This window comes from Actinopolyspora mortivallis DSM 44261, assembly GCF_000384035.1.
Taxonomy (GTDB): Bacteria; Actinomycetota; Actinomycetes; order Mycobacteriales; family Pseudonocardiaceae; genus Actinopolyspora; species Actinopolyspora mortivallis.
This window is the reverse complement of sequence record NZ_KB913024.1, coordinates 1,979,584-1,994,479: the sequence shown is the minus strand read 5'-3', so window position 1 is coordinate 1,994,479 and position 14,896 is coordinate 1,979,584. Positions and strand designations below refer to the sequence as shown.

The 14,896-nt window shown below is 69.6% G+C and carries 12 protein-coding genes; 4 read left to right on the top strand and 8 right to left on the bottom strand.

The window, feature by feature from the left end; translation table 11 throughout:
- Window positions 1-3: 3 nt before the first annotated feature.
- A complete protein-coding gene (locus ACTMO_RS0109560) occupies window positions 4-597 on the bottom strand; it encodes a TetR/AcrR family transcriptional regulator (RefSeq protein WP_019854466.1) in 594 nt (197 codons plus the stop codon).
- A gap of 108 nt (window positions 598-705) precedes the next feature.
- On the opposite strand from ACTMO_RS0109560, the gene egtA reads away from it, so the two are divergent.
- From egtA to egtD, 4 genes are read left to right on the top strand one after another with little or no spacing between them, the layout of a single operon-like run.
- Complete coding sequence (gene egtA, locus ACTMO_RS0109555) at window positions 706-2,055, top strand: ergothioneine biosynthesis glutamate--cysteine ligase EgtA (protein WP_245556100.1); 1,350 nt, start codon at window positions 706-708, stop codon at window positions 2,053-2,055.
- Entirely contained in the window at window positions 2,052-3,398 is a 1,347-nt protein-coding gene (egtB, locus tag ACTMO_RS0109550; RefSeq protein ID WP_019854464.1) for an ergothioneine biosynthesis protein EgtB, read from the top strand. The genes egtA and egtB overlap by 4 nt, the downstream gene beginning before the upstream one ends.
- 14 nt (window positions 3,399-3,412) lie before the next feature.
- Window positions 3,413-4,219 carry an ergothioneine biosynthesis protein EgtC gene (gene egtC / locus ACTMO_RS0109545; RefSeq protein WP_019854463.1) on the top strand — a complete coding sequence of 269 codons (807 nt, stop codon included), beginning with the start codon at window positions 3,413-3,415 and terminating at the stop codon, window positions 4,217-4,219.
- A gap of 4 nt (window positions 4,220-4,223) precedes the next feature.
- The gene (gene egtD, locus ACTMO_RS0109540) at window positions 4,224-5,195 is read left to right on the top strand and encodes an L-histidine N(alpha)-methyltransferase (protein ID WP_026449047.1); all 972 of its coding nucleotides are present in this window, start codon (window positions 4,224-4,226) and stop codon (window positions 5,193-5,195) included.
- Between the two features lie 157 nt (window positions 5,196-5,352).
- Here the strand turns inward: egtD and ACTMO_RS0109535 are convergent, their stop codons facing one another.
- The 7 genes from ACTMO_RS0109535 to ACTMO_RS20855 all read right to left on the bottom strand — a co-directional run.
- Window positions 5,353-5,574, bottom strand: a complete 222-nt coding sequence (locus ACTMO_RS0109535; protein WP_019854461.1) for an HC3 family zinc finger protein — start codon at window positions 5,572-5,574, stop codon at window positions 5,353-5,355.
- 204 nt (window positions 5,575-5,778) lie between these two features.
- Window positions 5,779-8,583 carry an aconitate hydratase gene (locus tag ACTMO_RS0109530; protein WP_026449046.1) on the bottom strand — a complete coding sequence of 935 codons (2,805 nt, stop codon included), beginning with the start codon at window positions 8,581-8,583 and terminating at the stop codon, window positions 5,779-5,781.
- 269 nt (window positions 8,584-8,852) lie between these two features.
- Entirely contained in the window at window positions 8,853-9,623 is a 771-nt protein-coding gene (locus ACTMO_RS0109525; RefSeq protein WP_019854459.1) for a sirohydrochlorin chelatase, read from the bottom strand.
- Entirely contained in the window at window positions 9,620-9,943 is a 324-nt protein-coding gene (gene nirD / locus ACTMO_RS0109520) for a nitrite reductase small subunit NirD (RefSeq protein ID WP_019854458.1), read from the bottom strand. Before nirD ends, ACTMO_RS0109525 begins: the two co-directional genes overlap by 4 nt.
- Window positions 9,940-12,480 (bottom strand): nitrite reductase large subunit NirB, encoded by a 2,541-nt coding sequence (gene nirB, locus ACTMO_RS0109515; RefSeq protein ID WP_019854457.1) that lies wholly within the window; start codon window positions 12,478-12,480, stop codon window positions 9,940-9,942. Before nirB ends, nirD begins: the two co-directional genes overlap by 4 nt.
- Window positions 12,477-13,913 carry an FAD-dependent oxidoreductase gene (locus ACTMO_RS0109510; protein ID WP_019854456.1) on the bottom strand — a complete coding sequence of 479 codons (1,437 nt, stop codon included), beginning with the start codon at window positions 13,911-13,913 and terminating at the stop codon, window positions 12,477-12,479. The genes nirB and ACTMO_RS0109510 overlap by 4 nt, the downstream gene beginning before the upstream one ends.
- The coding region (locus ACTMO_RS20855; protein ID WP_019854455.1) for a molybdopterin oxidoreductase family protein at window positions 13,898-14,896 on the bottom strand (999 nt) is incomplete at its 5' end. The genes ACTMO_RS0109510 and ACTMO_RS20855, both read right to left, overlap by 16 nt.

Here is a 14,896-nt window from a genome sequence, read left to right as displayed (position 1 = left end):
GGATCACCCGTTGCGGTGGCGGCGGACGCTCTCCTCGACGAGGTCCAGTACCGGGTCGAGGTCGTCGGCGGGAAACCCCATGGCCAGATGGGACACCAGCCCCTCCAGCACCAGTTCGAGGTAGGCGGTGAGCACGTCGACGTCCACGTCGTCCCGGAGGTTGCCGGAGCGGCGCTGGCGTCGGAGACGTTCCCGCGTGGCCGCGGTCAACTGCTCCGAACGCTGGGCCCAGCGACTGCGGAACTCGGCGTCGGTGCGGAGTCTGCGTGAGACCTCCAGCCTGGTACCGAGCCACTCCGCCCCCGGCACCGAGCCCTGGCGACCGTGCGGATCGGAGAGCAGGTCACGCATCACCTGGACCAACCCCTGCTGGGCGACCACATCGGCCATCCGTTCCGCGTCGTCTTCGGCCAAGGCGAGGAAGAGGGACTCCTTGTCCTTGAAGTGGTGGAAGATGGCGCCACGGGAGAGCCCGGTGGCTTCCTCGAGCCTGCGCACGGTGGCGCCCTCGTAGCCGTGCCGTGCGAAGCAGGCCCGGGAGCCGTCCAGGATCTGGCGGCGTCTGGCCTGCAGATGATCCGAGCTGACACGAGGCATGGGCTGATCGTCGCAGTCCGACGGGGCAACCGCAATCCGTACGTACGTTTTGTGAGTTCTCCCGGCAGTCCTCGGGGTCGCTCTCATATACCAGCACCCGAAGGTGCGGTGCAAGTGGTGCGTGCCGAGCCGATCACCGGTAGCGTCAACGGACACGAGCGGACACAGGCGGTGATGAACGTGGCCGTGTCGACCCTCGGTGGAACCGACACAGAACCGGACACCCACGAGGTGCCCACCTCGCGTCTGCGGAGCCGTGCCGAGGCCGAGGCCTACGTGGCCTCGGTGTGTTTCAAGCACGGCCCTCCGCGGCTGCTGGGAACCGAACTCGAATGGACCGTGCACCACGCGTGCGACCCCCGACGCCCCCTCTGCCCCGACACCCTCACCAGAGCCCTGGGACCCTACGCCCCACCGACCCTGAACCCGGACAGTCCGCACCGCGAACTGCCCGGCGGGTCGAGGATCACCGTCGAACCGGGAGGCCAGGTCGAGATATCCAGCCCGGTACACGCGTCGATGACCGAGCTGTTCCGGACGGTGTCCACCGACACGGCCCACACCCGGGACCTGCTCGGCCGTGCCGGGCTCGTGCTCGGAGACCACGGTCTGGACCCGTGGCGCACTCCGCGCAGACTGCTGAACTCACCGCGCTACGCGGCGATGGAACACTCCTTCAACCGGATCGGCAGCGCCGGTAAACGCATGATGTGCAACACCGCTGGGGTGCAGGTGTGCCTGGACGCGGGGGAGCCGGCCAGAGTGGCCGCCAGGTGGCAGGCCCTGCACGCGTTGGGCCCCGTGTTCACCGCCGTGTTCGCCAACTCCCGGCTGTCTCTGGGGCGGGAGACCGGGTGGGCCTCCGCACGGGCCCGGTGCCTGCTGCACACCGATCCGCCACGGACCTCGCCCGCACCGACGAGCACCGATCCGGCTCTGGACTGGGCCCGCTACGCGCTCGACGCCCCGGTGGTGTGTCGGCGCCGCGAGAACGGGGACTGGACCCCGCCGTGCGGAGCGAGCTTCGCGGAGTGGATCGCGGGGGCGTTCGGAGACGCTCCCGACCGGCAGGACCTCGACTACCACCTGAGCACGATGTTTCCTCCCGTACGTCCGCGCGGGTACCTGGAGGTCCGCTACATCGACGCCCAACCGGGGGACCGGTGGATGGTGCCGGTGGCCGCGTTGGCGGCGTTGTTCCGTTCGGAGACGGTCGTGGACAAGGTACTCGAGGAGACCGCGGCCGTGGCCCATAGCTGGATCCCCGCCGCGCGGGACGGTCTGCGGAACCCGGAACTCGCCCGCGCCGCCGCCGCGGTGTTCGACCTGGCCTGCCGATGTCTGGAGGCCGCGCCGGACGCGCCCGAGGGACTGGCCGAGCGGGTGGACACCTTCGTGCACGGGCGACTCGACCACGGACGGCGGCAGTCGGGGGACACGGAAGGAGAACACTGGTGAGCACGCTCGGACCGGAAATCGTCGATCTCTCCGCGGAGGAGCTGCGCGAGCGCGTGGCGGTCGAACTGGACAGAACCCGTCGGCGCAGCGCGGCACTGACCGACGTGGTGGACGACGAGGAACTGGTCAAACAGCACTCTCCGCTGATGTCGCCCCTGGTGTGGGACCTCGCCCACGTCGGCAGCCAGGAGGAACAGTGGCTGGTGCGCGACGTCGGTGGCAGACGCGCGCTGCGCCCGGACATCGACGATCTCTACGACGCCTTCCAACACGCCCGCGCCGAACGTCCCGAACTGCCGCTGTTGGGGCCCGACGAGTCCCGACAGTACGTGGCCACCGTCCGGGACAAGGTCCACGACGTGCTGGAGCGGGTGCCGCTGCGGGGCCGCAGACTGGTCGACAACGCCTTCGCGTTCGGCATGATCGTGCAACACGAACAGCAGCACGACGAGACCATGCTGGCCACCCACCAGCTGCGCCGGGGGGATCCCGTGCTCCACGCTCCGGATCCACCCGCGCCGCCGGAGGGCACGGAGACCTCCGGGGAGGTGCTGATCCCGGCGGGGAGCTTCACGATGGGAACCTCCGAGGAGCCCTGGGCGCTGGACAACGAACGCCCCGCCCACCGGGTGCACGTGGACGACTTCCTCATCGACGCCCACCCGGTGACCAACGCGGACTTCTTCCGCTTCGTCGACAGCGGGGGGTATCAACAACCGCGTTGGTGGAGCGAGGAGGGCTGGCGGTATCTCCGGCACGCCGGTCTGGAGGCGCCGCTGTTCTGGCGACGTAGCGGCGACGTCTGGATGCGGCGCAGGTTCGGTCGGGTGGAACCGGTCCCGGCGCGGGAACCGGTGATGCACGTCAGTTTCCACGAGGCCCTGGCGTACGCGAACTGGGCCGGAAAACGACTCCCGACCGAGGCCGAGTGGGAGAAGGCCGCCCGGTTCGACCCCCGCAGCGGGCGGTCGAGGCGTTACCCGTGGGGGGACGCCGCACCGGAGCCCCACCACGCCAACCTGGGGCAGCGGCACCTGCGTCCCGCCCCGGTGGGGGCCTTCCCCGAGGGACGTTCCCCCGCCGGGGTGGGGCAGCTCATCGGGGACGTCTGGGAGTGGACCGCCACGGACTTCGCCCCCTACCCCGGATTCGAGGCCTTTCCGTACCGGGAGTACTCCGAGGTCTTCTTCGGTCCCTCGTACAAGGTGCTGCGCGGCGGTTCGTTCGGAACCGATCCGGCCGCCTGCAGGGCGACGTTCCGGAACTGGGACTTTCCCGTCCGTCGTCAGATTTTCGCCGGTTTCCGCTGCGCGCGTACTCCCTCACGCGCCGAACTGGACTGATCGGACCACCACGAATGTGCCGTCACGTCGGTTATCTGGGATCCCCGGTGGGACTGGACGAGCTGCTGCTGCGTCCGGCCCACTCACTGCTCGAACAGAGCTGGGCACCGAACGACATGCGTGGGGGAGGGACGGTCAACGTGGACGGCTTCGGGGTCGGCTGGTACCAACCGGCCACCCCGGTGCCGAAGCGTTACCGGGCCGCCGGGCCCATGTGGGCCGACGACAACCTCCCCGCCGTGGCCGAGAGCGTGGCCGCCGGTGCCGTGGTCGGGGCGGTTCGTTCCGCGAGCCGGTCCACGCCGGTGGTGCACACCGCGTGCGCACCGTTCACCGCCGGTCCCTGGCTGTTCAGCCACAACGGCCGGGTTCCGGGGTGGCCGCACTCGCTGGCCGACCTCGTGGACAAGCTGGACAGTACCGAACTGGCCGAGTTGGAGGCACCGGTGGACTCCGCGCTGGTGTGGGCGTTGCTGCGGCACCGGATGGCGGAGGGAAGCCCCCCGGCCGACGCGGTACGCGACACCCTGGTCGAGGTGGTCACCGCCGTTCCCGACGCGCGGATGAACCTGCTGCTGACCGACGGGAACACGCTGATCGCCACCACCTGGACCCACTCGTTGTCCGTGTGCCGTACCGCCGAGGCGGTGCTGGTGGCCTCGGAACCCTTCGAGCTTCCCCCGACGGTGCTGGGGGAGGTGCACGCGGGCGCGGAGCATCCCCCTTGGGAATCCGTCCCGGACGGCTGTCTGGTGGTGGCCGACCGCGTGACGACGAGCCGTACCGCACTGTTCGAAACCCCCGAACCGGAGAGCGGGTAATCCGATGAGTCGAGTGGAACTGCGGGACTACCGCGCCGAGGTGGACACCACGCGGGAACTGGTGGCTGACGCACGCGCGGGGCTCACCGCCTCCCCCAAGTGGCTGCCGCCGAAGTGGTTCTACGACGCACGTGGCAGTGACCTGTTCGAACGCATCACCGAGCTGCCCGAGTACTACCAGACCAGAGCGGAGTACCGGATCCTGGAGCGGTACGCGCCCGACATCGCGGAGAGAACCGGAGTGGACTCCCTGGTGGAGCTGGGTTCCGGCTCGTCGTCCAAGACGGTTCTGCTGCTGGACGCCCTGCGCAAGAACGGCACCCTGGAGTGTTTCGTCCCCTCCGACGTCTCGCACGCCGCCCTGCGCGGGGCGCTGTCCCGACTCTCGGTGGACTATCCGGAGGTCGACCTACACGCGGTGGTGGGAGATTTCGAGACCACACTGGAGGTGCTTCCCCGAGCGGACACCAGGATGATCGCACTGCTCGGCGGGACCATCGGCAACATGGAGCCGTGGCAGCGGGATCGTTTCCTGCGGCAGGTGCGTGGGGCGCTCGACGGTGGGGAGTGGCTGTTGCTGGGCACCGACCTGGTCAAGGACCCGGAGCGGTTGCGCAGGGCCTACGACGACGGCGCGGGCGTCACCGCCGAGTTCAACCGGAACGTGCTGCACGTGCTCAACCATGGGCTGAGGGCGGACTTCCCGGTCGAGGAGTTCGTGCACTGTGCCCGTTACGACGGGCGGCGGGAGCGTGTCGAGATCTCGTTGCGTTCACCCCGTGCGATGCGGGTGTGGCTGGACGAGGCGGCCCTCGCGGTCGAGCTGTCCGCCGGCGAGGAGATCGAAACGGAGATATCGGCGAAGTTCCGGTACTCGGGGGTGCGCACGGAACTCCACGAGGCGGGTTTCGAGCTGGTCGACTGGTACACCGACCGGGATCGGGACTTCGCCGTGGCCCTGGCGAGGGCGAGCTGAGCGTTTCCGGGGCCCTGGCAGCGCCCCGGGATGCCGCCGGGCTGCTGTCCGTTCCCGGCCCGGCACGGGCCGGGCCGGTGGGGCGCGGGGGACGGGCGGGTCCGCCGTCGGAACCACCATCGTCCCCCCGGACGACGGCGGACGAGCGCGACAGGGCTCATGCCTTGGCCCCGACCCGTTCCTTGGCGACCTCCATGCAGTCGTCACAGGTGGGCCAGAGCCAGTTGAGCTCGTTGGACTCGGCGGCCACGACACGTCTGCCGCAGAGGGTGTCGAGGGTCTCCCCCTCGCCGTGCTGTCTGCCGCCCGGCAGCGGCCCCGCGATGGCGTGACGTTGCCGCTCGGCGGGCTGCCAGTGATGCTTGAGTTCGGTCGTCATGATCACACCTCCATGCGGGAGACGTGCGACTCGTGCGGAGGTGATGCGCGTGGACGGAAACTGTGCCCGTTCTCACCTGTCCGAGTGAGTCGTATGGTCAACGGAGGCAAAGCCCGCCCCGGATCCTAGTCCTAAGAAACATAGTACGGCACCGTGGTCCACAACATGGGCCACGGTGCCGTACGGGCAGTCGTGAGGGAAGGGTCAGGAAGTGACCATGTTCCGCAGCACGTACTGCAGAATGCCGCCGTTGCGGTAGTACTCCGCCTCACCGGGGGTGTCCACGCGGACGTCGGCGTCGAACTCGACGGTCGAGCCGTCCTCCTTGGTGGCTGTCACCCGCACGGTGGAGGGGATCTCTCCACTGTTGAACGCGGTGATCCCGTTGATGTCGTAGTGCTCGGTGCCGTCCAACCCGAGCGAGCGGGCCGTGCTTCCGGCCGGGAACTGCAACGGGATGACGCCCATACCGATCAGGTTGGACCTGTGGATGCGCTCGAAGGACTCGGCGATCACGGCACGCACCCCGAGCAGGGCCGTTCCCTTGGCTGCCCAGTCACGGGAGGAGCCGGAGCCGTACTCCTTGCCCGCGAGCACCACCAGCGGGGTGTTCTGCGCGGCGTAGTTCTGCGCGGCGTCGTAGATGAACGCCTGCGGCCCGCCCGGCTGGGTGAAGTCACGGGTGTAACCGCCCTGCACGTCGTCGAGCAGCAGGTTGCGCAGCCGGATGTTGGCGAAGGTGCCCCGGATCATCACCTCGTGGTTGCCGCGCCGCGAGCCGTAGGAGTTGAAGTCCTTGCGCTCGATGCCGCGCTCCTGCAGGTACCGACCCGCGGGGGAGTCCGGCTTGATGGCGCCGGCCGGGGAGATGTGGTCGGTGGTCACCGAGTCGCCGAGCAGCGCGAGCACCCTGGCCCGCGAGATGTCGGTGAGCGGCTCCGGTTCCAGCCCCATGCCCTCGAAGAAGGGAGGTTTGCGGACGTAGGTGGAGTTCTCGTCCCACTCGAAGGTCTCGCCCTCGGGAGTGGGCAGCTCCCGCCAGCGCTTGTCCCCGGTGAACACGTCGGAGTAGTCGCTGGTGAACATCTCCTGGGTGATCGCCGAGTCGATGGTCTGCTGGATCTCCTGGGGACTCGGCCAGATGTCGCTCAGGTAGACCGGGTTGCCCGCCGTGTCGTGACCGAGGGGGTCGTTGGCGAAGTCGAAGTCCATCGAGCCGGCCAGCGCGTAGGCGATGACCAGTGGCGGCGAGGCGAGGTAGTTCATCTTGACGTCCGGGTTGATCCGGCCCTCGAAGTTCCGGTTACCGGACAGCACCGAGACCACCGACAGGTCGTTGTCCTGCACCGCCTGCGAGATCTCCTGGGGCAGGGGCCCTGAGTTGCCGATGCAGGTGGTGCATCCGTAGCCGACCAGGTGGTAGCCCAGTTTCTCCAGGTAGGGCCACAGGCCGGCCTTCTCGAAGTAGTCGGTGACCACCTGCGAGCCGGGGGCCATCGAGGTCTTGACCCACGGCTTGGTCTGCAGCCCCTTGTCCACGGCGTTGCGGGCGAGCAGCGCCGCGCCCAGCATCACCGAGGGGTTGGAGGTGTTGGTGCAGGAGGTGATGGAGGCGATCACCACGGCGCCGTGGTCGAGCTCGAACTCCCCGAGCTCGGGCGAGGAGATCCGCACCGGGTTGGAGACCCGCCCGTCGGAGCCGTTGGCGGCCGAGAGCTTGGGCCTGCCGCCCTCGTCGTGGTGGGTCACCGCCGGGGCGTCACTGGCGGGGAAGGACTCCTGGCCGGCCTCGTCCAGGGCGCTGTCGTCGGAGCTGACCGAGACGTACTCCTTGAGCGAGCCGCGGAAGGAGCTCTTGGCCTCGGAGACGGCGATGCGGTCCTGCGGCCGCTTCGGCCCGGCGATGGAGGGGACCACGGTGGACAGGTCCAGCTCCAGGTACTCGGAGTACTCGGGCTCGTGGTCCGGGTCGTGCCACAGGCCCTGTTCCTTAGCGTAGCTCTCCACCAGGTCGAGCTGCTCCTGGGGCCGACCGGTGAGCCGGAGGTAGCGGACGGTCTCCTCGTCGATCGGGAAGATCGCGGCCGTGGAGCCGAACTCGGGGCTCATGTTGCCGATCGTGGCGCGGTTGGCCAGGGGAACCGAGGCCACTCCGGAACCGTAGAACTCGACGAACTTGCCAACCACGCCGTGCTTGCGCAGCATCTCGGTGATGGTCAGCACCACGTCGGTGGCGGTGGCTCCCGGGGGGATCTCGCCGGTCAGTTTGAAGCCGACGACCTTCGGGATGAGCATCGAGACGGGCTGGCCCAGCATGGCGGCCTCGGCCTCGATGCCGCCGACGCCCCAGCCGAGCACGCCGAGGCCGTTGACCATGGTGGTGTGCGAGTCGGTTCCCACACAGGTGTCCGGATAGGCCTGCCCGTTGCGGGCCATCACGCCCCGGGCGAGGTGCTCGATGTTGACCTGGTGGACGATGCCGGTTCCGGGCGGGACGACCTTGAACTCGTCGAAGGCGTTCTGACCCCACCGCAGGAACTGGTAGCGCTCCTTGTTGCGGCCGTACTCGAACTCGACGTTGCGCTCGAACGCGTCGGGCTTGCCGAAGACGTCGATGACCACCGAGTGGTCGATGACCAGTTCGGCCGGGGCGAGCGGGTTGACGGCGGAGGCCTCACCGCCGAGTTCGACGACCGCCTCCCGCATGGTGGCCAGGTCAACCACGCAGGGGACGCCGGTGAAGTCCTGCATGATCACCCGGCCGGGGGTGAACTGGATCTCGGTGTCCGGTTCGGCCCGGGGGTCCCAGTTGCTCAGGGCGCGCACGTGGTCGGCGGTGATGTTCACCCCGTCCTCGGTGCGCAGCAGGTTCTCCAACAGGATCTTGAGGCTGTAGGGCAGCCGCTGCGCTCCGCTGACGGCGTCGAGTCGGAAGACCTCGTAGGAGGAGTCGCCGACACGCAACGTGTCGCGGGCGCCGAAGCTGTCCTTGCTCACAGGTGCAGTCACGTTTCACTCCATCTCGTGACGGGCGTGCGCAAGTTCGGGAACCGCACGGGGTCCGACGAAGTCTCGCGCACGTGGTTCGTGCGCGCGGACCCTCAGTTTAAACAGTACGCTTGTCCTATATGCGCCTTCAAGGCAGGGGAGGGGGAAACGAACCCCCGTGTGTACACGTTCGCGCAAACTTAGCGGTTTTTCGCGGCGTGAACGGGAGCCTCGTTCCGGAAGAGCGATGCTGTCGGCTCCCGTCTCCGTGACCACACGTGCGGGGGAGCCTACCGGTACCGCCACGGCAGGCGTGCCAGCGCGGCCCGGTAGCGACGCACCACCAGCCGTGCCACCTCCCGGTCCTCCCCCAGGGGAGCGGCGACTCCGGCGCTGGGCAGCTCCGACAGCCACCGGTGGAAGAGTCCGGGCGCCAACAGGTAGGGGGCCACGAACGCGCGCGGGCCGTACCCGCCCGCCGCGCACACCGCGCTCGTCCGTGGTTCCGCCGAGGTGACGTAGGTGGGTCGCAGCGGCTCGCCCCGCGGATGAACCCGGGCACCCAACGCCGCGGCCATGTCCCGCACGTCGGCCAGCGCGGCGGGATCGGCCGAGCCCGCCGCGGCGAACACCACCGGATCACCGGGACACCACCCGATCCGGCCGAGTCCGCGCACCATCACCCCGACCAGCTCCTCGGCAGGTCCCAGCGGCTCGGACACCGCGACCTCGGCGTGACCGTGCGTCGCCAGCTGGGCGGGCAGGTCCGTGCGCACGTGATAGCCGGAGGACAGAAAGGCGGGCACGGCCACCACGGGCCCGGGTAGTTCGTCCAGGGCCTCCGCGACGGTGGGGCCGGTCACGTCCACGTTGGCGACCCGGTGCCGCACCCGGAGTGTCTCGGCGGCGGCACCGGCCAGGCGTTCCACCGTCTCGCCCGCACGCGGATCCCGGCTACCGTGCGCCACCACCAGCAGGGAGGGCGGACACGCGGCGGAGGCCGCCGGGGAGATGGCCACCCTGGCGGCGTCCTTTCCGACGGGAGCTGTGGATTCGTTCACGACAGTCCGATCTCGATCACACCCTCCCGGCGACGTACCGGGTAGGTGGGCAGTCGTCGCGTCGGTTCGTCCAGGCACTCTCCGCTGCGCAGCGAGAACACCTGTTTGTGCATGGGGGAGGCCACCGTGGGCTCTCCCGCGCGGTCGCCGACGATGCCGCGACTGATCACTCCCGCTCCGCTGAACGGGTCCACGTTGCCCACCGCGTAGAGCTCGTCCTCGGCGGTGCGGAACAACGCCACGGTGTGCCCGGCCACGAGAGCGGCCATACCGAAATCGGTGGGCAACGCGGAATCAGCGCAGACGCGATGCCAGTTCACGCCGACACCTCCTCGGAGACGAGCCCGGAGCGCTCCGTGGTGGGAACGGGGAGCATGACCGGAGCGGGACGGATCTGCCCCCGCTGCTCGGTGAACTCGATCGTCGGATCGGGTGCCTGTGGGGCGTTGACGAACGAGACGAACCGGGAGAGCTTGTCCGGGTCCCGCAGCACGGCGGCCCACTCGTCGGTGTAGTCACTGATGTGTCGGCTCATGGCCTCCTCCAGGTCGGCGGCGATCCCGAGCGAGTCCCGCACCACCACCTCCCGCACGTGGTCCAGACCGTGTTCGAACGACTCGATCCAGCCCGCCGTGCGCTGCAACCGCTCGGCGGTGCGCACGTAGAACATCAGGAAACGGTCCAGGATCCTGATCAGTTCCTCGTCATCCAGGTCGGAGGCCAACAGTTCCGCGTGACGTGGACTGAACCCCCCGTTGCCGCCGACGTAGAGGTTCCAGCCCCTCTCGGTGGCGATCACGCCGAAGTCCTTGGACCTGGCCTCGGCGCACTCCCGGGCGCAGCCGGAGACACCGGCCTTGATCTTGTGTGGGGCCCGCAGTCCGCGGTAGCGCAGTTCCAGCCGGATGGCCATGCTCACCGAGTCCTGGACACCGAAACGGCACCAGTCGGTGCCCACGCAGGACTTCACCGTGCGCAGCGCCTTACCGTAGGCGTGGCCCGACTCGAAACCGGCCTCGACGAGCCTGCGCCAGATCTCGGGCAGCTGCTCCACCCGGGCGCCGAACATGTCGACCCGCTGACCACCGGTGATCTTGGTGTAGAGCCCGAACTCCTCGGCCACCTCCCCCAGCACGATCAGTTTCTGCGGAGTGATCTCCCCACCGGGGACACGGGGCACCACGGAGTAGGTGCCGTTGCGTTGCATGTTGGCCAGGAAGCGGTCGTTGGTGTCCTGCAGGGTGGCCTGCTCCTCCTCGAGGATGTGCGAACCACTCAGACCGGCCAGCACGGAGGCCACGGCCGGTTTGCAGATGTCACAGCCCCGTCCCGTGCCGTAGCGCGAGATCAGCTCCGAGAACGAGCCGATCCCGGTGGCCCGCACGATCTCGAACAGCTCGGAGCGGGACTGCGGGAAGTGCTCGCACAGCGCGTTCGAGGTGACCACCCCGGCCTCGTCGAGCAGGGTCTTCAGCATCGGCACGCACGAGCCGCAGCCGGTTCCCGCTTTGGTGCAGGCCTTGAGTCCGGCCACGTCCTCGGCGGAACCCGCCGAGATCGCGGCCGTGATGTCGTTCTTGCTCACGTTGTGGCAGGAACACACCGTGGCCTCGCCCGGCAGGGCCCCCGCGCCGACGCCTCCCGGGGAGGAACCGGGAAACAGCAACTCCTCCGGGGCGGCGGGCAGCGGCCGACCGACCAGGGGACGCAGGGTGGTGTAGGTGCTCGCGTCGCCGACCAGCACTCCGCCCAACAGGGTGGAGGCGTCGTCGTCGAGCACCAGCTTGGCGTAGGTGCCCGCGGCGTTGTTGGCGTAGGTCACCTCCAGCGCTCCCTCGGAGGTTCCGTGCGCGTCGCCGAAGCTGGCCACGTCCACCCCGACCAGTTTCAGTTTGGTCGCGCTGTCGGCGCCCTCGAACTCGGCTTCCCCACCACCGGTCAACTGCTCGGCGACCACCGTGGCCATCTGGTAGCCGGGAGCCACCAGACCGTGACAGCGTCCCCGCACGGCGGCGCATTCGCCGACGGCCCAGATGCCCGCCTGGCTGGTGCGGCAGCTCGGGTCCACCAGGAAACCGCCGCGCTCGCCCACCTCGATCCCGGCGGGTCCGGCCAGCTCGTCCCGGGGGCGGATGCCGGCCGAGAACACCAGCATCCCGGTGTCGATCGCGGTTCCGTCCGTCAGCGACACCCCCGAGACCACGCCGCGCTCGTTTCGCCACACGCTCTCCACGGCCGTGCCGGTGTGTACCCGCAGTCCCAGTTCCTCGACGAGACGGGCGAGCACGGCTCCGCCGCCCTCGTCGACCTGAACGGGCATCAGCCGGGGAGCCACCTCGACCACGTGCGCGTGCATGCCCAGTCCCCGCAGCGCGTCGGCGGCCTCCAGCCCCAGGAGTCCGCCCCCCACGACCACTCCGTTCGTGCCGGGTTCGGCGGCGGCGCGGATACCGTCCAGGTCCTCCAGGGTGCGGTACACGTGGCAGCCGGGAAGATCGCTTCCCCGTACGGGAGGAACGAAGGGACGCGATCCCGTAGCCAGCACCAACGCGTCGTAATGGAGAGTTTCGCCCTCGGTGGTGAGTACCGTGGCCTCGTTCGGGTTCACCCGAGCGGCTCCCACTCCGGTGCGTAACGAGACGCGGGGATCAGCACGTACCTCGGCTCCCGTCAGACTCAGTTCCTCGGCCGTGGTTCCCTTCAGATAGGTGGACAACCCGACCCGGTCGTAGGCCGGACTCGGTTCCTCCCCGAGGACCACGATCCGCCAGTGCCCGGCGTGGTCGCGTTCCCGTACTTCCTCGACCAGCCGGTGTCCGACCATTCCGTGGCCGATGACGACGAGTGTGTTGCTCATGCCGCGTCCTCCTCGGAAGGGACATCGCTGTCCTCGGTGACTTCGGAAATCCGGTCTCGTTGCAGCGCCGCGCAGAGCCGACGCACGTCGTCGGCGCAGCTGCCGCATCCCGTGGTGGCACGCGTGGCCGCGGCCAGGGCGGGGACGTCCCGGGCCCCCTGCCGGAAAGCCGTGCGCAGTGCCGTCTCGGAGACGTTGTTGCAGTGGCAGACCACCGCTTCGGAAACCGCTCCGCCGCCGGCGGCGGCGATGCCGAACAACGGCGCGAAACGGTTCGAGAGAACGGGGGATCCGGCCTCGTGGACCCTGCTGAGTTCGGCACCGGCCTCCCGCAGTCCCACCAGGTTCGCCGCGAGCAGCCGGTCGCCGCTCAGGGCCAGTCGTGCGTAGCGGTGCCGACGCGGATCGTTGAACGCCACGTGGTCGACTCCGGCGGTGTTTCCCGCGAGCAGCTCGACCGGTCCGAGCGCGACGAGATCCAGACCGTCTCCCCGGGCCCGGACGATCTCGGTGTGCCGGTACCGGCGTTCGGGCGAGGTGGTGAGGATCTCGGCGAGGGTCTCGGCCTGACGACGGGCGGCGCTGAGGGTGCACCACCCCGTTCCGCTCGTCGCCGCGCAGGACCCGATCGCGTGAACACGGGGATCACTGCTGCGCAGGCGCTCGTCCACCCGAACACCGGTGTCGCCGACCTCCAGGCCCGCCGCCAGGGCCAGCTCCGTGTTCGGGCGCGTTCCGGTGCACAGCAGCAACGCCTCGGCCGGCACCGGTTCCCCCTCACGCAGCACCAGTTGTCCCGACCGCAGTTCCACCGGTACCGCGCCCCAGTGCTGCTCCACTCCGACCTCGCGGAGCCGCCGGGCAACCGCCGCCGAGGCACCCGGATCGAGTTCCCCGCTCATCAGGCGAGTGTCCTGGTGGACCAGGGTGACGTGGTGTCCGTGCACGGCCAGCGCGTGGGCGCTCTCCACCGCCGTCAGGTCCGCACCGAACACGGCCACCGCCGCCCCCGGAGTGAGCGCGGTGCGCATCCCCACGCAGTCCCGTGGGGAGTCCACGTGCCACACACCGGCGGCGGGACGTCCCCCCGCCTCGTAGGCCCCCGGGACGTCGGGGTGTTCGCGGTGTGCCCCCGTGGCCAACACCACCGTGTCGTAGGGATGTCGGCCTCCGTCCTCGGTGAGGACGACGCGGTGGAGCCGGTCCAGGAAGACGGCGCGGGCGGCGACGGTGCGTACCCGCTGGTCGTGTTCCGGAAGGGCGAGCAGATCCAGGGAGAGTTCCGTGGTCAACGCCGCCAGCCCCAGCCCGGGGTCGTAGGGGCCCTCCGGCCGTGCGCCCACCACGGTCACCCGCGTGTCCTCGGCCGTGCCCAGCCGTTCGGCGAGCCGGTGTCCGGCCGGTCCGTGTCCGATGATCACGACTCGGCGCATCCGGATGCCTCCTCGGCGGTGATCGAGACGGGACAGACCTTGAACTCGGGGATGCCGCTGCTCGGGTCGGTGTCCGGTCCGGTGAGCAGGTTCGCGCCTTCCCCACCGCCGTAGTGGATCGGCAGGAACACCGTGTCCCGCCGGATCGACTCGTCCAGTTCCGCCCGGGCCCGCACCTCCCCGTACTCCGAACGGATCACGGTTCGCTGGTCCTGGGAGACACCCGCCCGCGCCGCCACGTCCGGATGCAGCCGGACGAACCCCTCGGAAGCGGAGGCGGAGAGCTCGTGCACCCGGCGCGTCTGCACCCCGGTCTGGTACTGCTCCATGATCCTGCCGGTGGTCGCCACCAGCGGGGGCTGCCGTTCGCCGACCCCCGCCGTGGGGGACCAGTCGACCGCGACGAAGCGGGCCCTGCCGTCCGGATGCGCGAAGGAGTCCAGGAACATACGCGGGGTGCCGGGGTGAGGGGACTCGCCGGTGCCGCGTGGACAGGGCCAGTGCAACTGCTCACCGGCGTCGAGCCGCTGGTAGGTGATGCCGGAGTAGTCGGCGGGGCCCCCGGCCGAGGCCCGGGCCAGCTCGTCGAAGACGCTCGGGGCGTGGGTCGGGAAACGTGCCGGGTCCTGGCCGAGTCGTACGGCCAGTCCGTGCAGCACCTCCAGATCCGACCTGGCCTCTCCCGGAGGGGGCAGCACCTCGCGTCGTCGAAGCACCCTGCCCTCCAGGTTGGTCATGGTGCCCTCCTCCTCGGCCCACTGGGTCACCGGAAGCACGACATCGGCCATCTCCGCCGTCTCCGAGGGCACGAAATCGGCCACCACCAGCAGGTCCAACGCCTCCAGCCGCCGCTCGACATGCGCCGAACGCGGCGCGGACACCACCGGATTCGATCCGAACACCAGCAACGCCCGCGCGCCCCCGCTGGTTCCCAGCCCGTCCAGCAGCTCGTAGGCACTGCTTCCGGGCCCGGGCAGTTCCTC